This is a genomic window from Parvularcula maris (assembly GCF_024505085.1).
GTDB classification, from domain to species: Bacteria; Pseudomonadota; Alphaproteobacteria; order Caulobacterales; family Parvularculaceae; genus Parvularcula; species Parvularcula maris.
Genome location: NZ_JANIBC010000001.1, coordinates 25,383 through 46,757 on the forward strand (window position 1 = coordinate 25,383; position 21,375 = coordinate 46,757).

Here is a 21,375-nt window from a genome sequence, read left to right on the forward strand (position 1 = left end):
TCACGCGGCAAGTTGGGCGGCGCGCTCGCCAGAGCGCACGGCGCCTTCGATGGTAGCGGGGAGGCCGGTATCGACGAAGTCGCCGGCCAGGAAGAGGTTGGATAGCTTCGTCCGCTGGGAAGGGCGACGGGCGGCATTGTCCGGCGTCTGAAGGAAGGTGGCGCGCTTCTCGCGCACGAGACGGGCGGCCTCGTAGGACGTATTCTCCGGCAGACCGAGGGCCGCGACGCTTTCACGCCACAGCCTGGTGAGGAGTGCCTTTTCTTTCTCGGTCGAGCCTTCGATATATTCCGCAGCGCTGACGGTGAGGCTGACGATGTCGCCCTTGAGGAAGATCCACTGGGTCAGCGATCTTGTCAGACCCAAGAGCTTCGGCTTGCCAGCCAAGGCGGACGGATCGGCGAGGCGGAAATGGGCGTTGAGGATGGATGCCGACTCGGACGGTGCCTGGGCGTCAGGCAGGATATCGGCCAAGCGGTGGGGCGGTAAGGCCAGAACCACGCGGTCCTCCCTACCCACCTTAATGGCGTCGCCGCGGACGAAATGGAGGGCGGTGACCCTGCCGTCTTCCTGCTCCAACCGGCTGAGAAGCCGCCCGTACTGAATATCGCCGCCTTTCTCTTTCAAGGCGGCCAATGCGGGCTCGATGAGGGCCGCGCCCAGGCCTTGGGGGGCGAACATGGGCCTCGCCAGCCGCCCGTCGCGCCAGGCTTCGAGCGCCGTGGCCCTGAGGAGCTTCGCGCTGGCGAGCCTTGGCGGAAGGTTCACCACCGCCACCGCCATGGGCTCCAGGAACCGCTCGGTGGCCAGGCCCTCCTCGCCGCAAAGCTCGGCCACGGTGTGCCGGTCACCGGCCAGAAGAAGCCGTCCTGCACGGAGCATCTCTGCCAGGCTCACCCCCTTGGGGCGCTTGTTCCTGTCGAAGATCCAGGTGGGCACGGGGCCGTCATTCATGACGACCTCCCAGCGCTCGCCGCTCTCCACGTCGTAGAACGGGAAGCGGGCCTCGGGCGCCTTCTCCAACGCATCCTCCGCACCCGCCCTTTTCAGATAGCGGGCGACGGAGCGGTTGCCGCTGAGCACCAGATGGTTGCCGTTGTCGATGGTGCAGCCGAGGCGGCTGTCGAAATAGCTGCGGCAGCGGCCACCTGCGTGCTGCGCGCCCTCATAGAGGGTGACGGCGCGTCCGCCCTCCACACTGGTGAGCGCTGCGGACAGACCGGCGAGACCGGCGCCGACGATATGGGTACGGCCCTTCTCCATCATGCGGCCTGGGGCGCACCCGGTCCGAAGAAGGCGTAGCGCAGGCCGCGCAGGAGTTTCTCTCGGCTCGATAGGAGCGGCGTGCCGGGGTTGAGCCTCCAGCCGCCCCGCTCCATGCGCAGGAGATAGCCTTCATAAGCGCCCATCATCATCAGTGCGGGGCGCAAGCTGGCACGGTCGTGCTCCCGCGCCAGAAGACGCGCCTCGTCGTAGAGGGCCTCGGCCTCGGCACCGAGGGTCTTTCTGATCGCGGGCAGCTTGGGGCTCGAGGACGCAGCGTTCGGCCGATGCGGAACGCCTTCAGCCTCAAGAAGCTCCGCGGGCAGATAGAGGCGACCGATCCCGGCATCCTCCTCTACATCGCGGATGATGTTGGTGAGCTGCAACGCGTCGCCGAGGCAGAGGGCGAAGCGGTCGGAGACCTCGCCCTTCCACGCGCCGAAGATGCGGATCGACAGCATACCCACCGTACCCGCCACCTGGCGGGTGTAGCGGGCGAGTTCGGTCCTGGTAGGCGCGACCACCGGGCCGTCGGCATCGGTCTGCATGCCGTCGATCAGCAGCAGAAACTCTTCCTTGGGCAGATCATAGGCCGCGACCGTCGGCAGCAGCGCTTGCCCTACGGCGGAGACCGGACGCCCTCGATAGAGAAGCTCGACCTCCTCCCGCCAGACCTCCAGCGCTGCGCGCTTCTCGCCAGGATCGGCGTCGCCGTCGGCGATGTCGTCCACCACCCGGCAGAAGGCGTAGACGGCGTGCATCGCCTCGCGCCTATCACGGCGCAAGATGCCCATGCCCGCCGCGAAGCTCGTGCCGGAGCTTTTGGTGATGGCGCGCACCTCTTCCTTGGCGTCACCTTCGAAGGGGCGTGGGAGGAGCTCGTCGGGGATCATGCTGCGCGCCTCTGCCCGAGGGCGCCTTCGGCGAGGCCCATCGCGCCGGCCGCGAGCATGTCCGCCTTGCTGAGCGCCACGCGTTCGGCCAGCGGGTCCTGCCGCGTCAGCCGCTCGGTCAGACGCTTGGCGAGGCGTAGGGTCACCGCGCTCTCGCTCGCCAGGCGGCGGCTCTTCAGCTCACGGACCAGGCGCTCGGCGGTCTCGTTGAGGTCGCGGCAGACATGGAGAAGCCGCATGCGGACATTGGTGAGGCCGTGGCTGCTTCGTTCGGCCAGCAGGTCATCGGTTGCCGCCCCCTCATCCGCCATCCAGTCCTGGGGCAGGTAGCAGCGGTCTATCTCGCGAAGGTCATCCTTCATGTCCTGCAAATGGTTGAGGATCTGAAGCGAGGTACACAGTGCATCGGAGGCAGGAAACAGCCGCCGGTCCTCGCCGTGGAGGTCGAGGAGAAACTGGCCCACGGGGTTGGCCGAGTTGCGGCAGTAGCCGAGGAGCTGGTCGAGGTTCTCATAGCGCGGCTTCTCCGCGTCCTGCTTGAAGGCCAGAAGGAGGTCGCTGCCGCGCTCGAGAGGAATGCCCGCTTTCAGCAGCGCCTCGCGCAGCCTTCGGGGGCGGCTCAGCCCCTCCGCCTCGCCGTGCAGCACCTGGCGGTAGGCTTCCAGGCGGCGCAGCTTCTCTTCGGCGGAGAGCTCGGGGTCGTCGCCGATATCGTCGGCTGCGCGGGCGAAGTCGTAATAGGCTTTCACCGCCGGGCGCAGGGGAGCGGCGATCAGGAACGAGCCTACGGGGAAGTTCTCGTCCCCCGCGCCCTTGCCGCTATCGGCATCCACCTCGCTGTCCTGATAGGTGACCTCCACCCTTCCCCTCTTTCGCGGCACGCACCACATGCTCTGGCAGTAATCGTCATAAGGCCGATAGGCCTGTGGGTCCACCAAGGGGTTCGTTCGTGCTGGCAGTTTCGTTACTCGCTCTTCTGGCCTGGCTGTACCTTCTGGTGTTCCGCGGCGGGTTCTGGCGTGCAGACCAAGTGCTGCCTGCCGCCCAGCCCCCCGAAAGCTTCCCCCCGGTGGCCGTCATCATCCCTGCCCGCGACGAGGCAGAGACCATCGCAAAGGTGGTCGGAGCGCACCAAAAGTCCGACTATCCGGGGGAGCTCAGGCTCTTCGTCTGCGATGACGGCTCCAGCGACGGCACCGGGGAGCTGGCGAGAGGCACGGAGGGTCCGCAGCAGGTGGAGGTCCTCTCCGTCCCGCCGCTGAAGGAGGGGTGGTCGGGCAAGCTCCACGCCCTCGACCATGGCGTAAAGGCCGCTACCGAGGCCATGCCGGAGGCGGGCTGGTACCTCTTCACCGATGCCGACATCAAGGCGGCACCTTCGCTTCTGACCAAGCTCGTGGCCGCCGGAGAGCGCTGCGATCTCTCGCTCGTTTCGGTCATGGCACGATTGGATGCGAGCGGTTTCTGGGGGCGGCTGCTGGTGCCCGCCTTCATCTATTTCTTCCAGAAGCTCTACCCCTTTCCGCTGGTCAACCAGGCCGGGGGCCGGGTCGCCGCGGCGGCGGGCGGCGTGGTGCTCATCAGGCCCGAGGCCCTGCGGGAGATCGGCGGGCTCGCCGCCATGCGCGATGCCCTGATCGACGACTGCACCCTGGCCGAGAAGGTGAAGAAGGCGGGCGCCAGGATCGGCCTCTACCTCTCCTCGGACTTCGCCGAAGCGGTGAGCCTGAGGCCTAATGACAGCTATGAGGTCATGGAGAAGATGGTGGCCCGCTCGGCCTATACCCAGCTTCGTTACAACCCGGTGCTTCTCTTGGGAACGCTGGTCGGCTTGGCGCTTCTCTACCTCGTGCCGCCGCTGGCCTTTCTGGGGCTGCCGTTCCACGGCAACGGCTCGGTGGCGCTCCTGGGCCTTCTTGCCTGGGGGGTGATGGTCGTCACCTATATCCCCACCCTCAAGCGCTACGGCATGAAGAGGCGCCAGGCGCTGGCCCTGCCGCTAGCAGCGCTCCTCTATGGCTGGTTCACTTGGCTGTCGGCGTGGCGGACTTGGCAGGGTCGCGGCGGGCAGTGGAAGGGCAGGAGCTACGCCTCGGCTGAGTGACCAAGAGAGGCGAGGGCGTCGGTGATGCTCTCCCCGAGCGGCCTGCGCCGGTAGCCGAGCTCCGCCTCCGCCCGCGCCGGAGAGAAGCAGGAAGAGAGTGCGGCCATCCTCACCCCGGCGGTCACGGCCTGGGGCTCCCTGCCGGTCAGCTTGCCGATCAGCTCCTCCACATGGGCGGCCATGAGCGCCGCGGCGGGTGGCGCCAGGATTTTCGGAGGCTTCTGCCCTGCCGCCTTTGCCACCTTCTGCGAGAAGGCGGCCAAGGTGAGGTCGTGACCGGTGAGAAGATAGTCCCTGGCCTCGCCGCCCTTCAGCAGCGCCGAGACCACCCCGGCGGCCACGTCGCGGACATCGGCCACGTCGATCCGGCCCTTCATCGTGCCCGGCAGCTCGCCGCGCGCGATGGCGCCGAGCATCCGCATGGGCGGCGTCTCCGCCCCGCCGCCCGGTCCGATAAGGGCCGAGGGACGCACCACGACCGCCTTGGGAAGGAGCTCGCGTAGAGCCGTCTCGGCAGCGCGTTTCGACTGGGCGTAGGGGCCGAACAGCGTGCCGGGTCTGGGCAGATCATCCTCGGCGACGACGGGCGGCAGGCCCTTGCCGCCATGGACCGTGTAGGAGCTGACATAGACGAAGCGCGCATCGTGCCGGGCGGCATGGCGAGCCGCCTGGACCGTGCCGCCCAGATTGACCCGCCTGAAGTCGCGAACGTCCCGCCGCCAAAGATGGGTCAGCGCCGCTGCGTGAATGACGGCATCCACCTTGCCTGCGGCTTCGAAGCTGGCCTCGTCCAGCACCGAGCCTTCGATGGAGAGGGATGCTGCCAGGGAAGGCTTGAGGTCGAGGCTCACCGCCTCGTGGCCCCCCTCCCCAAGCAGACGGCACACATGCTGGCCCAGAAACCCGGCCCCGCCGGTGACCAGCACCCTCATTCGCTCAAGTCGCAGGTGAGCAGCCGGTCACCGGCCACCGAGCCTGCGAACAGCACCGAGCCGTCGAGCACCGCCGCCGTGGCGCCTGGAAAGAGCTCGCCCGTTTCGTCCTCGAATAGAACTTCGCGGCGTCCCTTTCGAGGTTCGACGAGCATGATCAGGCTCGGCGCCCGCTCGCGGTGGCCGTAGCGGTAGAGCCCGAAGCGCCAGAGGCTCGGTTGGAGCGCTGCGACGATGCCCTCTTCGGAGGCGTTGAGGTTGTCCGGCGCGCCAGGCAGCTCCACAGGTTCGCCGCCGCCCAAGGGTACGAGGTGCTTCGCGCGCATGTCGGCGACCCATACCGCGCCGTCCTGGGGGGCGATCCCATTGGCGAGGCTCAACTTGTCCGCCGTCACCGGCAGACCCGGTGCGAGCTGCCTCACCGAAGCAGCCTTGCCGCCGAAGAGGCGCTGCCAGAAGCCGCCGCAGCCACCCCGGTCGATGGTGACGAAGCCTCCGCCCTTCCCATCGAAGGCCAGGTCGTTCGCCGCACAAAGGGGAAAAGCTTCTCCCTCGCCCACATCCTCAAACCGCTTGGTGCCGTCCGGCAGCACCGTCAGCAGCGCCGTGCCGCCGGGGGCCGAGCGGTCGATCACCGTGAAGCCGCCGCCCGGTCTCGCCGCGATGCCGTGGGGTTTGCTGCCTGGCGTAAGGTTTCTCGCGCTCCACCGCTCAGCGCGCGGCCAGGGCTTGTCGACGCGGTAGACCCCGCCTGTCTGGTCCTGCAGCCGGTCATAGGCGGAGACGAGCAGCCCCCTGCCGTCGGCGATCAGGGTGACGTCCTCCATTCCCGCCACAAGGGCGCCGCTCTCCTCGTCACGCAGCTCGACGGTGCGGCAGCTCTCCAGCGGAAAGCGCGCTTCGCTCAGAAGAAGGGCCGCGGTTAGGAGCAGACTGGGAAACATCATCCGGCAGGCTTCTCATAGCCCCAGCGCTCGAACCAGGGCGCCCAGGCCTCGGCGACCTTGGTGCCGACGGTCTTGGGCTTCTCGAAGCGGTTCTTCTGATAGCCCTCGATGGAGCCGAGATAGGCCTCGAAGCGTGGCCTCGCTTCCTCGAAACCGCCTAGCTCGAGTTCGTCATAGAGGCGGAGCACCGTGCCGATGGGGTTGGCGTTGAGGTCCGCATAGGCGATCTCGGTGAACTGCGGCGCCTTTAGCTCCTTCGTCTCCTCGGTCAGACGCCGCATCATCTCGTCATAGACGCGCAGCACCGTCCCCTCGATGTCCACGTGATCGTAGGGCTGGAGCGCCATCACCGGCAGCAGCTTCTCGTAGAAGTTCTTCATCGACAGGAAGACATCCACGGGGTTGCGGTGAAGGTGCACGAGCTTTGCGCCTGGAAAGAGCTTGAGGAGCTGCGCGGGCCGCGCCGTGTAGACCGGGTTCTTGATGAGGAGCTGCTTGCCTTCGAAGAGGCGGTCCAGCTTGCGCATGAAGAGGACGAAGGCCTCCTCCCAACCGGCGATGTCCTCCTCGCTGGCGCCCTCGAAGAAGAGCCCGCGATCCACCCACTCGTCAAAGCGCGAGGGGAAGTAGATGCCGTGGTAGAAGCTGAGCGGCGAGAGGTTGGCGAGGGCGATCTCGTCCTCCTGCGGGCTCGTCGGCGTGACGGGGATGTTGTCGATATAGCGGCTGTCCGGAAGCTGCTTATCCAGGAAGGGCTTCAGCCACTTACCTAGGGTCAGCATCTCGCCCGGCATCCCCGTCGCCACCGGCGGTACGTAGCCGAATTCGCCCAGGCTCATGATGTTGTAGAGATGGGTGGTGCCCGAGCGCCAGTGGCCGAGGAGGAAGACCGGGGGCTTCATCTCGGAAGCGGAACGGAGCCTGCCTTCCATGCCCTTCTCCAGGGCGCTGAAAGGCGCGCGCCCCGCCGCCGCCCCGAGGAGCGGCGCCTTCTTGGCGAGGGGCACATCCCCCGCCTCCCGCAACATCCGTCTGAGCAGGGGAAGGCTCGCGCCGCTTAAGGGATGGGGCATGAGGAGAAGTTCCGGACTGACAGGCCCCGCGCCTTACGGCGGAGAGGGCTGGCGGCCAAGCTGAACAGACTGGGCACAATGCGCGAAGAGTTCTTCGCGGGTTCTTGACAGCTCTTTGGCAGAGGCCGGGGTTCCAGAGGGCTCGTATCTGGCCCTATGGAACCTCGTTCCGCCAAATGGGTTATGGCGGTCACGGCGAGCCTCTGTACGGCTCAAGCATGGAGTTCTCGATGGCGCGTCTGATGCTCGTCCTTTTCGCTCTTCTGGCGGCGACCGCCTGCACCACCACGCCGCAGCGGCTGGAGGCAGCTCCCGCCATCATCGAGCCGAACGACCCCTTCGAGGACTACAACCGCCGCGCCCTGAAGGCCAACGCCGTGGTCGACGACCTCTATATCGAGCCCTTCGCCGACCTCTACCGCCTCGTCTTCCCCAAGCCCGTGCGGCGCTCGGCGGCGAACTTCACCGAGAACCTCATCACCCCGACCTTCGTGTTCAACGAGCTTCTGCAGCTCGACTTCGAGGATGCGGGGCACTCGACCGTGCGCTTCGCCATCAACTCGACCTTGGGTGTCGCAGGTCTCTTCGACCCGGCCACCGGGATGGGGTTCGAGAACCGGCCCGAGGATTTCAGCCAGACCTTGGGCAATTGGGGCGTGCCCGAGGGGCCTTACGTGGTGGCGCCCTTCGTCGGTCCCACCACGGTCCGGGGCATTTTCGGCTCGCTGGCGAGGCTCGGCCTGTCGCCCGCCACCCAGCTCTACCTGCCCGACGACCTGACCTTCAGGGCGAGCATGGTGGGCCAGCGCACCGCCGAGCGCCGGATCGAGAGCCATGAGACCCTGGAGCGGGTGTTCAGCGAAGAGGACGGCTATATCCTTCTGCGCTCGCTCTTCCTCCAGGAGCAGGCCGCCGCCCTTCACGAGGACGGCGACCCTTATGAGAACCTGCCGGACTTCTAAGGAAGAGCCCCGGTGCCCACCCTCTTTCTGGACGCCGCGCTGTGGCGGCTGATGGCTTTCGCCCGCAAGCGGCCCCTCCTCGTGGGGCTGTTCTGGGCGGCGCTGGCGGCGCTGTCGCTGTTCCAGGTCGCCACCCGCCTCTCGATCAACACCGACAGCTCGGACATGATCGACCCGAGCGCGCCCTTCCGGGTGGCGGCCACCAAGCTGAAAAGCGCCTTTCCCGACCTCGACGATCAGGTGGTGGTCCTTATCCGCTCCGGCACCGCCGACGAGGCCAAGGCGTTCACCGAGAGCTTGGCAGAGCGCCTGCGGGACGATGAGAACGTCGAGAGCCTGCTGGCGCCTCCTGCCGAGCCGTTCTTCCAGGAGAACGGGCTTCTCTTCCTCGAGACCACGGAGCTCGAAGACCTCCTCGCCCGCCTCACCAACGCGGCACCGCTGATCGAGCGCCTCGGCCCCGACCCGACGCTGGCGACCCTCTTCGACGCGCTGGCCGAGGCGGCGGAGCAGGACGGCGCCAGCGCCGACCCCGAAACCCTCGACGCGCTTTATGCCGGACTGACCGAGGTCTTCACCACGCAAGACACGGTGCTCTCCTGGGAGAAGCTCCTCTCCGTTGGCGAGGAGCCGGAGCCCGAGGTGCTCCTCACCATCGAGCCGGTGCTCGACTTCACCAAGCTCAAGCCTGCGCAAGGGGTGAAGACCGCGATCCTGGACGCCGCCGCCGCTGTGCGGTCGGAGGACGGGCTCGAGGCGGAGGTCCTGATCACCGGCGAGCCGATCCTGCGCACCGAGGAGCTCGAAGCGGTCTCCCAGGGCATCGGCTGGGCGCTGGCGCTGTCGGGCGTGCTGGTGGCGGTGCTCCTCGCCTTCGCTTTCAGATCCTTGCGGCTGGTGGCTGCCTGCCTCGTCACCATCGCGTTGTCGGTGATCCTGACCGCAGGGGTGGCCACCGCCCTCTTCGGTCAGCTCAACCTCATCTCCGTGGCCTTCGCGGTCCTGATGGTGGGCCTGGGGGCGGACTTCTCCATCCACCTTCTGATGCACTGGAAGGACGAGCGCGGGCTCGGCGCGAGCGAGCGGGCGGCGGGCTACAGGACCGCGCGCAAGATCGGCACGGCGCTGATGCTGACCGCGCCGACCACGGCGCTGGCCTTCTTCTCCTTCGCCCCCACCGAGTTCATCGGCATGAACCAGCTCGGCGTCATCGCCGGGCTCGGCGTGCTGCTCGCCTTCCTCATCGCCATGACCGTCCTGCCCGCCATGGTGCGGATCGGCGAGACGGTAAAACCCGTGGACCGGCTGCCCGAGGGGCTGATGAACAAGGTCATCAGGCCGCTCGGAATCGTGGTCGGGGCCTTGGGCATCGTCTCTCTCTTCCTTCTCCCCTATGCCCGCTTCGACGCCGATCCGATGGCACTGAGGGCCGTCAGCGCCCCCTCGGTCATCGCCTTTAATGAGATCGCCGATGACGAGGACGCCGCCCCCTACCGCCTCAGCGTGCTGGCGGAGTCCGAGGACGAGCTTCTCGCTCGCGCAGACGGCTTCTCGGATGCCGAGACCGTGTCCAGCACCCGTCACCTCTTCAGCTTCGTGCCTGAGGACCAGGACCTCAAGCTGACCTTGATCGACGCGGCCAGCGTCGGGCTCTCCTTCGCCCTCATCTCCGGCGGCGACCTCGGCCCGGACCTCGAGCCTGCCCTCGGCCGCCTTCTCGTCGCCCTGCGCGAGGAAGAGAGCGAGGCGGCCCGGACCTTCGAGACCGTCCTGCGCGAGCGGAGCCTACAGCAGCTCGAAAGCGCTGCCCCCCGCGTCTTCCGCTTCTGGCCGCGCCAGCGCGAGGCGCTGAACGCCCAGCTCCGCGCCGGTTTTGTGACCCGCGAGGACCTGCCAGACCCCCTCGCCGAGCGTTTCGTCACCGAAAGCGGTACCTACCGGCTGGAGATCCTGCCCGAGGGAGACGCCAGCGATCTCGCGGCCCGCCGGGATTTCGTCGATCAGGTCCTCTCCATCGCCCCCGATGCGGCGGGCTCGGCCAGGACCGCCCTCTCCGCAGGCGACGTGATCGAGGGCGCGATGGTCCAGGCCAGCCTCACCGCCGCGGTGCTGGTGAGCCTCTTGGTGCTCGTCGTGACCCGCTCGATCAAGGTTCTGGTCCTGCTTCTCATCCCGCTTCTTCTCGCCGGATCGCTGACCACGGCGACGGGCACGCTGTTCGGTTTGCCCTACAACTTCGCCAACGTGCTGGTGCTGCCCCTCATCATCGGCATCGGCATCGACAGCGGCATCCATCTGGCGCTGAGGGCCGAGAAGACCGGCGACCCGCTGGCCGGGGTGCGCGGGCCGACGGGGCGGGCCGTGGTCTATTCGGCGCTGACCACCATCGCCTCCTTCGGCAGCCTCATCGTTTCGGCCCACCGGGGCACCTCTTCCATGGGAGCGCTTCTCACGATTGGGATGCTGTGGGTGCTGGCGACGATGCTTTTCGTCTTACCGCCGCTGGCGCAGCTCCTATATGACCGGAAGAGATCACGCCTCGAAAGGACAAGTGCATGATCAGATCAGTTGCAGCAGCCGCCGCATCCCTCGCCTTCGCGGTCGGTACCGCCTTCGCCCAAGGGACCGACGGCGCCGAGAGCTTCGTCAAGGAGCTCGTCGCCGAGCTGAGAACCCAGGCCGAGACCCATGGCGAGGGCTCGAAGGAGGTGCGCGATGAGCTTCAGGCCAACCTTGCCGCCGAGGATATCGGCAAGTTCCTTCTCGCCGGAGACGCCGCGAAGGGCGCCAGCGAGGCCGAGCGGGGCCGCTATGACGAGCTCTTCCCGAGCTACATCGCCGCCGCCTATGCCGACGAGATCGGCCAGCTCACCGCCCGCGAGATCGAGGTGAAGCAGAGCCTCGAGCGCCGCCCCGGCGACTACATCGTGCAGTCCGTGCTGCGCGACAAGGAAGGCCGCGCCCGCGCCGACATCGACTGGCGCGTGCGGGAGAAGGACGGCGAGTACAAGCTTCTCGATGTCCTGGTCGAGCGCACCTCGCCCCTCATCACCCGCCGCCAGGCCTTCTCCTCACGCGTGAGAGACGGCGGCGTGGCGGGCCTTCTCACCCATATGGAAGAGGTGATCGCGGCCAGCGCTGCGGTGAACTGAGGCTACGGCCCACCCGCTTCCTTCCAGGGGTTACAAGCCCTAGCACTGGTTGATCGTAGACCTACGTCATCCCGGAAAGCCGTAAGGCTTATCCGGGACCCATGGACCGGTCCGCTATTGCTAGTCGATCCAGTTGGGCCATGGATCCCGGCTCTTCGCTTCGCTACGGCCGGGATGACGACAAGAAATACTATGTGCGGTTGCCTCACCTGAAGGGGAGGAGAACGCAGACGGACGATGATTGAAGACGCACCGACCTCCCCGCCCCTCGGCAAAACCCGTCACCAAGACCGGCGCTGCTCGGCCAGCGGCGATCCCCTTCCCCCCGGCTCTCCTGCCTTGCGCTTCGTGCACGCGCCGGACGGCACGCTGACCTTCGACCTCAAGGGCAAGCTGCCCGGCAGAGGCGCGTGGCTGACGGCGACCCGCGAGAGCCTTCTTTCGGCTCTCAAACGAGGCGGCTTCGCCCGCTCGCTCCGTGCCCAGGCTTCGCTTCCCGAGGGCCTGACCCCCGAAGACTACGCTGCCCGCGTCGAAGAGCAGCTCCAGCGCGACGCGCTCTCCCGCCTGGGCCTCTGCCGCAAGGCGGGCTCGCTGGTGATCGGCGCAGACCTCGTGCGCAAGGAGGCTGCGAAGGGCCTTGCCTACCTCTCCCCCTCCGATGCCAGTGAGGCGGAGACCACGAAGCTCGCCGCCTTCCTTGAAAAGGCGCACGGCGTCCCCCATCTCCCGCTTCCGCTGGCCCGTCACCCCCTCTCCATCGCCCTCGGGCAGGAAGGGGTGCACTTCCTTCTTCTGGAGGGCGGCCCGTCCAAGGGGGCGCTTTCGGCACTTATGCTCTGGCGCGGTTTCGCGGCCTAGACTGACAGGCCTGAGAGGAAGGGCCTTTTCGCTGCTGCAAAGGTGGACCAGGGGCGGCCCTTCGTTTATGGGGCAGCCCCGGCCTGATGCGACGAAGAGCGGCGCGGCTGGGCGCAGGCGGGCTGGGCGTGACCGGCACTCCGACCTTGTCGGCTAAGATTTCAAGGAGGCACCGGCCTCCGCCAAAGGATGGTATGAGCGACGATACGCAAGAAAAACCGAAGAGCACGCGCAAGCCGCTGAGCCTCAACCGGACAGAGACCGGTGCGGTGAAGCAGAGCTTCTCCCACGGCAGGACCAAGACGGTTCTGGTGGAGAAGAAGCGGCGTGCCGTGGCGCCTGGTGCGGCGGCCAAGAAGGCCGCTACCAAGGGGCCGAAGCTCGTCAAGCCCGCCGAGGGTAAGGCCGCCCAGGCCGCCAAGACCGCTGCCGCCGAGAAAGCGGCTGCTCCGGCCAAGAAGGGCAAGGTGCTGCGCCAGCTCTCCGATGCGGAGAAGAAGGCCCGCGCCGTCGCCCTCGCCAAGGCGAAGAAGGAGCAGGCCGAGCGCGCCAAGCGCGAGGAAGCCGAGCGGAAGGAGCGCGAGGCCCGTGAGGCCGAAGAGCGCGCCAAGCTCGAGGCTGCCCGCAAGGCTCAAGAGGAAGAAGAGAAGAAGCGCGCCGAAGAGGCCGAGGCCCGTAAGAAGGCCGAGGAAGAGGCCAAGAAGCTTCTCGAAGCCGAAGAGGCAGAGCGCAAGCGCCGCCAGGAGCTCAAGGCCAAGGGCATCTCCGATGCGTCCAAGGACGCCAAGGAGAAGGACCGCCGCGCGGACTTCGCCAAGGACGAGAACAACCCCCTCTCCGCCCTCGGTGGCCGCATCAAGCAGAAGCGGAACCAGGCTCCTGCCGACACACGCAGCCAGAAAGAGGCGCCCAAGCGCCGCTCCGGCCGCCTTACCATCTCCAAGGCGCTGGAAGACGACGAGCGGCAGCGCTCGCTCGCTTCGGTGCGCCGTGCCCGCGAGCGCGAGAAGGCCAACCGGGCCAAGCGCGGCGGCCAGCAGGCCCAGCAGAAGCGCGACGTGGTCATCCCCGACGTCATCACCGTGGCCGACCTCGCCCAGCGCATGGCCATGCGCTCGACGGACCTCATCAAGGAGCTGATGAAGCAGGGCCAGATGGTCACCGGCAACCAGACCCTCGATGCCGACACCGCCGAGATCATCGCCGAGGACCTGGGCCACACGGTCAAGCGGGTCTCCGAGGCCGATGTGGAGGAGGGCCTGATCGCCCCCGATACCGAGGACGCTGTCCTCGAGCCGCGTCCGCCGGTCGTGACCATCATGGGCCATGTCGACCACGGCAAGACCTCGCTCCTCGACGCGCTGCGCGGTGCCAATGTGGTGGACGGCGAGGCCGGCGGCATCACCCAACATATCGGCGCCTATCAGATCACCGATAAGAACAAGAACAAGATCACCTTCCTCGACACGCCGGGTCACGCGGCCTTCACGGCCATGCGGGCTCGCGGCGCGAACGTCACGGACATCGTCATCGTGGTGGTGGCCGCCGACGACTCGGTCATGCCGCAGACGGAGGAGGCGATCAGCCACGCCAAGGCCGCCGAAGTGCCGATGATCGTGGCGGTCAACAAGATCGACAAGCCCGGTGTCGACCCGAACAAGGTCAAGACCGACCTCCTCCAATACGAGGTCCAGGTCGAGAGCATGGGCGGCGAGATCCAGGATGTGGAGGTCTCGGCCCTCAAGAAGATCGGCCTCGACGAGCTGATCGAGCAGATCACGCTGCAGGCCGAGCTCCTCGAGCTCAAAGCCAACCGCGACCGCGCCGCCTACGGCACGGTGGTCGAGGCACAGCTCGACAAGGGCCGCGGCGCCGTGGCGACGCTGCTCGTCCAGGGCGGCAAGCTGAAGCGCGGCGACATCGTCGTGGTCGGCTCCGAATGGGGCAAGGTCCGCGCGCTCAACAACGACCAGGGCAAGCAGGTGAAGGAGGCTCTGCCCTCGCAGCCTGTGGAGATCCTGGGGCTCAACGGCGTGCCCGAGCCCGGCGACCAGTTCGCCGTGGTCGAGCACGAGGCGCGCGCCCGCGAGGTCGCCGAGTACCGCGCCCGCGTCAAACGCGAGAAGGCCAACGCGCAGAAGTCGGGCACCTCGCTCGAGCAGATGATGGCCCAGCTCCAGGACGCGGAGATCAAGGACCTCCCCGTCGTCATCAAGGGCGACGTGCAGGGCTCGGTCGAGGCGATCGTCGGCAGCCTCGACAAGATGGCCACCGACGAGGTTCGGGTGCGCGTCCTGCATACCGGTGTCGGCGCCGTCTCGGAGAGCGACGTCATCCTGGCCGAAGCCTCCGGCGCGCCGGTCATCGGCTTCAATGTCCGCGCCAACAAGCAGGCCCGCGACCAGGCCGAGAAATCAGGCACGGAGATCCGCTACTACTCGGTGATCTACGACCTGATCGACGACATCAAGGGCACCCTGTCCGGCATGCTCGACCCCGAGCTGCGCGAGACCTTCCTCGGCAATGCGGAGATCCTCGAGACCTTCATGGTGTCCAAAGTGGGCCGGGTTGCCGGCTGCCGGGTCACCGAAGGCATGGTCAAGCGCGGCGCCAAGGTCCGGCTCCTCCGCGACAACGTCGTCATCCACGAGGGCGAGCTCTCCCAGCTCAAGCGCTTCAAGGACGATGTGCAGGAGGTCCCCGCCGGTCAGGAGTGCGGCATGAGCTTTGCCAACTATGACGATCTCAAGGTCGGCGATGTGATCGAGTGCTTCGAGGTGGAGCGCATCGAGCGCACGCTGGACTGACGCTGACGACCTCTCGGTCGGAACAACGGAGACCCAGGACGCTCGTCCTGGGTTTTTTCGTTGGGCTCTGCATTCATGACCCTTGTTAGGGAAACGCGCATTCCAGCTCGGGCGGCGCAGCGTAGCTCGGCGGTATCCGCCCCTCGATCAGAACCGTTCCAGTGACGGGTCCGTAGGTCTCAATATTCACTTTCACCCCGTCGAAGCGTTTTTCGGACGGAAGACCGTTGTCCTGCCAGAGGTTTAGAATGGGGCCGAGGGTCGTTTCGCCTTGCACCCTGTAGTCCTGACGGATCGCCCAGAACTGCTGCCACTCGCTGAAGGGGAAGGTGAAGTGCCGGTAGACGCCGCCGTCGTGCCGGGTCGTCCCGATGAACTGCGCGCCGAAGAAGGAGGTGAGCTGCCCCTCGAGCATGTCCGGAGGGATCGCCGCCGTCTCGACCACATAGGTCTCGTACCAGCCCGCGGTCTCCTCCCCCGCTTCGGTGTTCCAGCCCACCGATATCTTCGGCCCCGCCCACCAGCGGCCCTCACCCTCAAGCTGCACGTCGTAGGAGAAACAGACCGACAGAGCGTCCGCGACCTCTACCACGGGGACGAGCGGCACGTCATCCCGCGCGATGGCGGTGTCGAGCCCCCCTTCCTCAGCCGTCTGCATCATCGTTAGAAGAAGGGTGCCGCCCGATAGGCTGCGCTCATGGCTACCCTCGAAATCCTCGCTGAGCCAGAGCGGCGCCACATAGACCCCATCGCCCGAAAGGCGGGCAGCTTGGTCGTTCGGAGCGAGCACCTCCGGTGCCGACTGGCAGGCAGAGGCTGCGAGGAAACCGATGACGGCCTTCGCCTCGCGCATGGACTCCCTCCTGAGACTTCTTTCGGGCTGTCTTCCAAATGACCTCCGAGAAGCCTCCGATGCAAGCTTACCGTCGGAAAGCCGCTGCCTATACGCTTCAGCCGAAGCCCAGATCAGGCCCTACGGGCACGATGCCGGTGGGGTTCACGCTGCGATGGCTCTCGTAATAGTGCCGCTTCGCGTGGCCCATATGGATGGTCTCTGCGATCTCCGGCTTGTTTGCGAGGCGCAGCGTGTAGCGGTGGAGGTTCGGCAGGTCCTTGATCCGCATACGGTTGCACTTGAAGTGGCTGTAATAGACCGCGTCGAAGCGGAGGAGCGTCGTCAGGAGGCGGATATCCGCCTCGGTCAGCCGGTTTCCGACGAGATAGTCCTGCCCTTCGAGCCGCTCTTCGAGCCAGGTGAGGGTATCGAAGAGAGGACTCACCTCCTTCTCGTAGACCTCCTGCTTGGTCGCGAAGCCCGCCTTGTAGACGCCGTTGTTCAAGGTCTCGTAGACGCGGTCGTTGACCTCGTCGATCTCGCCGCGAAGCTCCTGCGGGTAGGTGTCGAGCTCTACGCTCGTGAAAGCATCGAAGCTGCGGGTGAGGATGCGGATGATCTCCGAGCTCTCATTGTTGACGATGCGGCGCTCCTTCTTGTCCCATAGGACCGGCACCGTCGCCTTGCAGGAGGCGTTCGGATCGGAGATCTGGTAGAGCTGGTGCAGCGCCTCGACCCCCTCGTTCGGGTCGGGGATCACCCCCTCCCCCTCATGGAAGGTCCAGCCCTGCTCCAGCATCAGCCAGTGGGTGACGGAGACCGGCAGCACGTCGTGAAGCTTCTTCAGCGAGCGCAGGATGAGCGCCCGGTGCGCCCAGGGGCAGGCATAGGAGACGTAGAGATGGTAGCGCCCCTCCTCCGCCCGGACCGCATCCTGGCCATCGGGGCCGGGGCTTCCGTCGGGGGTGATCCAGCGGCGGAAGCTGCTCTCCTCGCGCTTGAACGCGCCGTCATCGTCGGCGAAACCCTTGCTGCCGCTAGAGTGCCACTCCCCGTCGATCAGTTTGCCGCCCATCCGTCTTTCTCCTCACCGTCGCACGGAAAGGGTACGGGAGGGCGGCGCAAAGGTTCCGTCAGCCTAGGCGGAAGGTCTCGCCAGCGAGCCTCCCCACCTCGGCATGAGCCTGGTCGGCGGCAGAACCTGGAAGGCTCGAAGCGTCGATATAGCAAGCGATGACCATGGGAGCGCGGCCTTCGGGCTCGATGAAGGCGATGTCGCCGTAAAGACCATTGAGGCTCGTGCCGGTTTTGTCGCCGGTGCGCGGCAGGTCGGGCAGCCCCGCCCGAAGACGCCTACCGCCTGTCCGGCAGTCGATCATCATGGCGCGCAGCTCACTGGACGCTGCCGCGCTAAGCGCACCGCCATAGAGCATCCGCTCCAGAAGCTGCGCCATGCCCCGCGGCGTCGTGGTGTCGCGCGGATCGCCCGCCGCGTTCTCGTTCAGCCCAGGTTCGATGCGGTCGAGGCGCGTGGTCGCTTCGATCCGGCGGACGCGCTCGGTGAAGCCTGCCGGTCCGCCGATGAGGTCCAGAAGGAGGTTCGCCGCCGTGTTGTCGCTCACCACCACCGCCGCTCGGCAGAGGCCCATCGCCGACATATGGCCCAGCCCTGCACTGAGCCTCGCCTCGACTTCAGGGGAGTAGCCGATCAGCTCGGTCTCCCCGATCGGGACCGACTGGTCCGGCGACAGGCCGCCATTGGCCATCTCGTCTAGGATGAGGCCTGCGAGGGGCGCCTTGAAGGTCGAGCACATGGCGAAGCGCTCGCCCGCCCGGTTGCTCAAGGTGAAGGGGTTGCTCGCCTGCGCGGCATAGACGCCTAGCCTGCCGCCGAGCGCCTTTTCGATGCCAGCGAGGCGTGCAGGGCTGGCCGCGCTTTGGCCGCCAACCAGCAGCGCGGCCAGGGCGGAGGTGAGAGCGGAGCGGCGGTTCAGCGAGGGAAACATGGGCGAAGTCTCGGCGTCGCCTCGAGGGTTTTCAATCCTCTTCCGGTACGACGGTCAGGAAGCCCTCCTCGATGTGAACGCCGGGCACAGCCTCCTTCGTGAAGGGCAGAAGAACGAGCCCGCCCGCTCCCTTGATCTCCATGACATCGCCCGCGCCGTAGTTCTGGACCGTCCGGACCTTGCCGAGACTGACGCCGTCCGGCGTCCGGGCCTCGAGACCGACGAGGTCCTCGATATAGAAGTCGTCATCGTCCTCCGTCGGCGGAAGGACATCGCGGGGCACGGATAGAAGCGCGCCCTTGAACGCATCGAGCAGCGCTTCGGGCGAAGAAAAACCCTCCGCCCGGCAAAGGAACATGGAGGGTTTGAGTGCCCTGACGAAGCTCGGTCTAAGGCTCTGACCGCCTGGCGCGGTCAGCTCGCCATACTCGAACACGTCTTCGGGCTCCTCGGTGTAGCTGCGCAGCTTGAACTCGCCGCGCACGCCGTGGGTGCCCGCGAACTGGGCCACCACCACCATGCGCGGCTCGCTCGGCATGAGGAGCGCTTACTCCGCCGCTTCTTCTGCGGGGGCTTCTTCCTCGGCCGGAGCGGCAGCAGCTTCGGCCTCGGCGGCCTTACGCGCCTCTTCCTTCTCGCGCTTCTCTTCGATGCGCTCCTTGGCTTTCTGGCCGGGCTCGCCCTTCTTGGGGTTGTTGCCGTGTTCCCACTTGATCACATCGGCAGCGCCCAAGAAGCGGGCCACACGCTCGGTGGGCTGAGCGCCTTTGTCGAGCCAGGACTTAGCGGCTTCAAGGTCGATCCGCACACGGTTCTCGTCATCCTTGGGCAGGAGGGGATTATAGGTGCCGATCTTCTCGATGAAGCGGCCGTCGCGCGGGTTGCGCGCGTCGGCGACGACGATGCGGTAGTAGGGGCGCTTCTTGGAACCACCGCGAGCGAGACGGATTTTCAGTGCCATGGGTTACTCCTTTTGGCCTTCGATGGAGACGCCGGAACCGCCATAGGTTCGTCCGTCTTCGGTACAGTTGACATAGACCGCCTCATCGGCCCCGTAGACCGCGAGACGTGCCGCGCGCCTGCGCAGCGGGTTTTCGGTCTCGCTCGGCAGCATGGAGAGGTAGACCTCCGAACCGCCGCCGCGCGAGCGCCTGATGTTGAGAAGAAGCTCCTCGCCGCCGACGGCAAAGGTCGCGCGGGAGCGTTTGCTGCCTCGGTCCTCGGAGGTCAGCTCGTAGCCATCCATGGCGCTGATCGTGCCTATGGCGCAGGCCGGGTCCACCTCTTCCAAAGAGAAGTTCACGGCACTGACGGGCTTGTTCTCCGACTGACAGGAGGCCGCGAGCATTGCCGTAGCGAGTATGCTGAACAAACGGATCATTTCTTTTTGGGGCCGCCTAAACCGGGAAGACCGCCTAGCCCCGGAAGACCTCCGCCAGCGCCGGGACCCCCAAGCCCAGGGAGGCCGCCGCCGGGCATGGCACCGCCCGGAGGCATGCCGCCGCCTGGGCCACCGAGAAGCTGGCCGAGCTGCTGCGCCATACCGCGCTTGCCGCCCTTGCCCATCTTCTTCATCAGCGTGCTCATGCCCTGATAGGATTTGAGCAGGCGGTTCACGTCCTGAACCTGCACGCCCGCGCCTGCCGCGACGCGCTTCTTGCGCGAGGCGTTCATCAGCTTGGGGTTCTTGCGCTCCTTCTTCGTCATGGAGCGGATGATCGCCTCCTGGCGGGCGAGCTCGTTATTGCCGAGGCCCTGCTCGGCGGCGTCCTTGAACTTGCCCATGCCGGGCATCATGCCCATGATGGCACCCATACCGCCCATCTTCCGCATCTGGACGAACTGGTCAGCGAGGTCGTCGAGGTCGAACTGACCCTTCGCCATCTTCTTGGCGGCGCGCTCGGCCTTCTCCTGATCGATCTCTGCGGAGGCTTTCTCGACTAGGCCGACAATGTCGCCCATGCCGAGGATGCGGCCCGCCATGCGCTCCGGATCGAAGGCGTCGAGGGCGTCGATCTTCTCGCCCACACCGGCGAACTTGATCGGCGCGCCGGTGACTTCCCGCATCGAGAGCGCCGCGCCGCCGCGTCCGTCGCCGTCGAGGCGGGTCAGCACCACGCCGGTGACCGGCATGCGCTCCTTGAAACGCTCCGCCGTCTGAACGGCGTCCTGGCCGGTGAGCGCGTCGAGCACCAGCAGCGTCTCCGCCGGATCGGTGGCTCGGTGAATGTCGCTGACCTCGGCCATGAGCTGCTCGTCGATCGACAGGCGGCCTGCCGTGTCCAGCATAACCACATCGAAGCCTTGGAGCCTCGCCGCCTCCATCGCGCGGTTGGCGATCTGAAGCGCCGACTGTCCGGCGACGATAGGGAGGGTCTTCACCCCCGCCTGCTCGCCGAGTACCTTGAGCTGCTCCATCGCCGCGGGGCGCCGCGTGTCGAGGGAGGCCATGAGGACCTTCTTCTTCTCGGTCTTCTGCAGGCGGAGCGCGATCTTCGCGGTGGAGGTCGTCTTACCCGAGCCCTGAAGGCCGACCATCAGCACCGGGACGGGCGCCGGACGGTTCAGGTTCAGCTCATGGTCGCCCTCGGACCCGCCGAGGGTCTCGACGAGGACGTCGTGGACGATCTTGACCACCTGCTGGCCAGGGGTGATGGATTTGAGGACCTCGCGCCCGACCGCGCGCTCCTTGACCTTGGCGACGAAGCTGCGGGCCACGGGCAGCGCCACGTCGGCCTCGATCAGCGCCACGCGCACCTCGCGCAGGGCCTCGGTCACGTCCTCTTCGGTGAGCGCACCTCGGCCGCGCAGCCGGTCAAAGACCCCGCCCAGGCGCTCGGAAAGCGTATCGAACATGACCCGTTACTCCCGCACAGCCCTCTTGCTCGACCGAGAGGGCGTTACCCCGTCGGAAGGAGCCCCCTGCCCCATCCCGTTGCCGGGGGTCGTGCAGGTAGACACGGTAGAAGACCGCTTGTCAGATTCTCAGAGGCGGGAGGTGGCGGCCGCTGGGGAAAAAGTCAAGGGGAGCGGCGCCAGGGGCGCTCGTCGCCCTCGACCAGGGCGTAAAGGGCGGTGTCGCGGACCCCGATATGGGTATGCCAGCGCTTGCGTAGGACCCCTTCGAGCGTGAAGCCGTGCCGTTCGAACAGCCTGCGCGAGGGAAGATTGTCCGGGTCGATATCGGCTTCCATCCGGCGCGGCGCATGAACTCGGTCTACATGGTCGACGGCCTGGCGGAGCGCCTCTCCTGCGAAGCCTCGTCCCTGGGCTGCGGGGCAGGTCATGACCCCGATCTGCCAGATGCCAAGCTCGTCGGGGTAGATGGTGACCCGGCCAAGGGCAGCGCCGTCCTCTCCTTCTGTTACGACCCAGTCGGTATCCGGCGCCTCCTTCACCCAGGCCGCAAGCTTGGCTTCGAGCTCCGCCTCGCTCTTCACCGCCGGGTCCGGAAGGTAGCGGCAGGCGCTGTCGTCACCGAACACGGCGAAGAGGGCGGCAGCGTCTCGGCCGGGGTCGGTGGGTCTGAGGCGGACCATT

20 protein-coding genes are annotated in these 21,375 nt (G+C 66.8%); 6 read left to right on the top strand and 14 right to left on the bottom strand.

Features of this window, described 5'->3' with window-relative positions; all coding sequences use genetic code 11:
* Genes hpnE through hpnC form a run of 3 tightly spaced genes read right to left on the bottom strand, consistent with a single transcriptional unit; the run spans position 1 to position 3,016 of the window.
* On the bottom strand, positions 1-1,263 hold the full coding sequence (gene hpnE / locus NOG11_RS00115; RefSeq protein ID WP_256617585.1) for a hydroxysqualene dehydroxylase HpnE: 1,263 nt from the start codon (positions 1,261-1,263) through the stop codon (positions 1-3).
* Entirely contained in the window at positions 1,263-2,156 is an 894-nt protein-coding gene (locus NOG11_RS00120; protein WP_256617586.1) for a squalene/phytoene synthase family protein, read from the bottom strand. Before NOG11_RS00120 ends, hpnE begins: the two co-directional genes overlap by 1 nt.
* On the bottom strand, positions 2,153-3,016 hold the full coding sequence (gene hpnC / locus NOG11_RS00125) for a squalene synthase HpnC (RefSeq protein WP_256617587.1): 864 nt from the start codon (positions 3,014-3,016) through the stop codon (positions 2,153-2,155). The genes NOG11_RS00120 and hpnC overlap by 4 nt, the downstream gene beginning before the upstream one ends.
* A gap of 89 nt (positions 3,017-3,105) precedes the next feature.
* Between hpnC and NOG11_RS00130 the strand changes: the two genes are divergently transcribed.
* Positions 3,106-4,260: a glycosyltransferase gene (locus NOG11_RS00130; RefSeq protein ID WP_256617588.1), complete on the top strand. Its 1,155-nt coding sequence runs from the start codon at positions 3,106-3,108 to the stop codon at positions 4,258-4,260.
* Here the strand turns inward: NOG11_RS00130 and NOG11_RS00135 are convergent.
* From NOG11_RS00135 to NOG11_RS00145, 3 genes are read right to left on the bottom strand one after another with little or no spacing between them, the layout of a single operon-like run.
* On the bottom strand, positions 4,242-5,192 hold the full coding sequence (locus NOG11_RS00135) for an NAD-dependent epimerase/dehydratase family protein (protein ID WP_256617589.1): 951 nt from the start codon (positions 5,190-5,192) through the stop codon (positions 4,242-4,244). The two genes, NOG11_RS00130 and NOG11_RS00135, sit on opposite strands and share 19 nt — an antisense overlap.
* The gene (locus NOG11_RS00140; RefSeq protein WP_256617590.1) at positions 5,189-6,139 is read right to left on the bottom strand and encodes an SMP-30/gluconolactonase/LRE family protein; all 951 of its coding nucleotides are present in this window, start codon (positions 6,137-6,139) and stop codon (positions 5,189-5,191) included. Before NOG11_RS00140 ends, NOG11_RS00135 begins: the two co-directional genes overlap by 4 nt.
* Positions 6,136-7,212, bottom strand: coding sequence for a sulfotransferase family protein (locus NOG11_RS00145; protein WP_256617591.1), 1,077 nt, complete (start codon positions 7,210-7,212; stop codon positions 6,136-6,138). Before NOG11_RS00145 ends, NOG11_RS00140 begins: the two co-directional genes overlap by 4 nt.
* Positions 7,213-7,442: 230 nt before the next feature.
* Here NOG11_RS00145 and NOG11_RS00150 point away from each other — a divergent pair, with 230 nt between their 5' ends.
* The 5 genes from NOG11_RS00150 (at position 7,443) to infB (ending at position 14,994) form a co-directional block, all read left to right on the top strand.
* Positions 7,443-8,174 (top strand): MlaA family lipoprotein, encoded by a 732-nt coding sequence (locus tag NOG11_RS00150; RefSeq protein WP_256617592.1) that lies wholly within the window; start codon positions 7,443-7,445, stop codon positions 8,172-8,174.
* A gap of 12 nt (positions 8,175-8,186) precedes the next feature.
* Positions 8,187-10,733 (top strand): MMPL family transporter, encoded by a 2,547-nt coding sequence (locus NOG11_RS00155; protein WP_256617593.1) that lies wholly within the window; start codon positions 8,187-8,189, stop codon positions 10,731-10,733.
* The gene (locus tag NOG11_RS00160) at positions 10,730-11,326 is read left to right on the top strand and encodes an MlaC/ttg2D family ABC transporter substrate-binding protein (protein ID WP_256617594.1); all 597 of its coding nucleotides are present in this window, start codon (positions 10,730-10,732) and stop codon (positions 11,324-11,326) included. The genes NOG11_RS00155 and NOG11_RS00160 overlap by 4 nt, the downstream gene beginning before the upstream one ends.
* 237 nt (positions 11,327-11,563) lie before the next feature.
* Entirely contained in the window at positions 11,564-12,187 is a 624-nt protein-coding gene (locus NOG11_RS00165) for a DUF448 domain-containing protein (protein WP_256617595.1), read from the top strand.
* 194 nt (positions 12,188-12,381) lie between these two features.
* Entirely contained in the window at positions 12,382-14,994 is a 2,613-nt protein-coding gene (gene infB, locus NOG11_RS00170) for a translation initiation factor IF-2 (protein WP_256617596.1), read from the top strand.
* 85 nt (positions 14,995-15,079) lie between these two features.
* On the opposite strand, the gene NOG11_RS00175 is transcribed toward infB, so the two are convergent.
* From NOG11_RS00175 to NOG11_RS00210, 8 genes are all read right to left on the bottom strand, one after another.
* Entirely contained in the window at positions 15,080-15,847 is a 768-nt protein-coding gene (locus NOG11_RS00175) for a hypothetical protein (RefSeq protein WP_256617597.1), read from the bottom strand.
* 97 nt (positions 15,848-15,944) lie between these two features.
* A complete protein-coding gene (locus NOG11_RS00180; RefSeq protein WP_256617598.1) occupies positions 15,945-16,904 on the bottom strand; it encodes a glutathione S-transferase family protein in 960 nt (319 codons plus the stop codon).
* Between the two features lie 58 nt (positions 16,905-16,962).
* Complete coding sequence (gene bla, locus NOG11_RS00185; RefSeq protein ID WP_256617599.1) at positions 16,963-17,835, bottom strand: class A beta-lactamase; 873 nt, start codon at positions 17,833-17,835, stop codon at positions 16,963-16,965.
* Between the two features lie 31 nt (positions 17,836-17,866).
* Positions 17,867-18,373, bottom strand: coding sequence for a ribosome maturation factor RimM (gene rimM / locus NOG11_RS00190; protein ID WP_256617600.1), 507 nt, complete (start codon positions 18,371-18,373; stop codon positions 17,867-17,869).
* 9 nt (positions 18,374-18,382) lie between these two features.
* Positions 18,383-18,796 (bottom strand): 30S ribosomal protein S16, encoded by a 414-nt coding sequence (gene rpsP / locus NOG11_RS00195; RefSeq protein WP_256617601.1) that lies wholly within the window; start codon positions 18,794-18,796, stop codon positions 18,383-18,385.
* Between the two features lie 3 nt (positions 18,797-18,799).
* A complete protein-coding gene (locus NOG11_RS00200) occupies positions 18,800-19,216 on the bottom strand; it encodes a hypothetical protein (RefSeq protein WP_256617602.1) in 417 nt (138 codons plus the stop codon).
* The gene (gene ffh / locus NOG11_RS00205; protein ID WP_256617603.1) at positions 19,213-20,691 is read right to left on the bottom strand and encodes a signal recognition particle protein; all 1,479 of its coding nucleotides are present in this window, start codon (positions 20,689-20,691) and stop codon (positions 19,213-19,215) included. The genes NOG11_RS00200 and ffh overlap by 4 nt, the downstream gene beginning before the upstream one ends.
* A 164-nt stretch (positions 20,692-20,855) precedes the next feature.
* Positions 20,856-21,374, bottom strand: a complete 519-nt coding sequence (locus tag NOG11_RS00210; RefSeq protein WP_256617604.1) for a GNAT family N-acetyltransferase — start codon at positions 21,372-21,374, stop codon at positions 20,856-20,858.
* Position 21,375 lies beyond the last annotated feature (1 nt).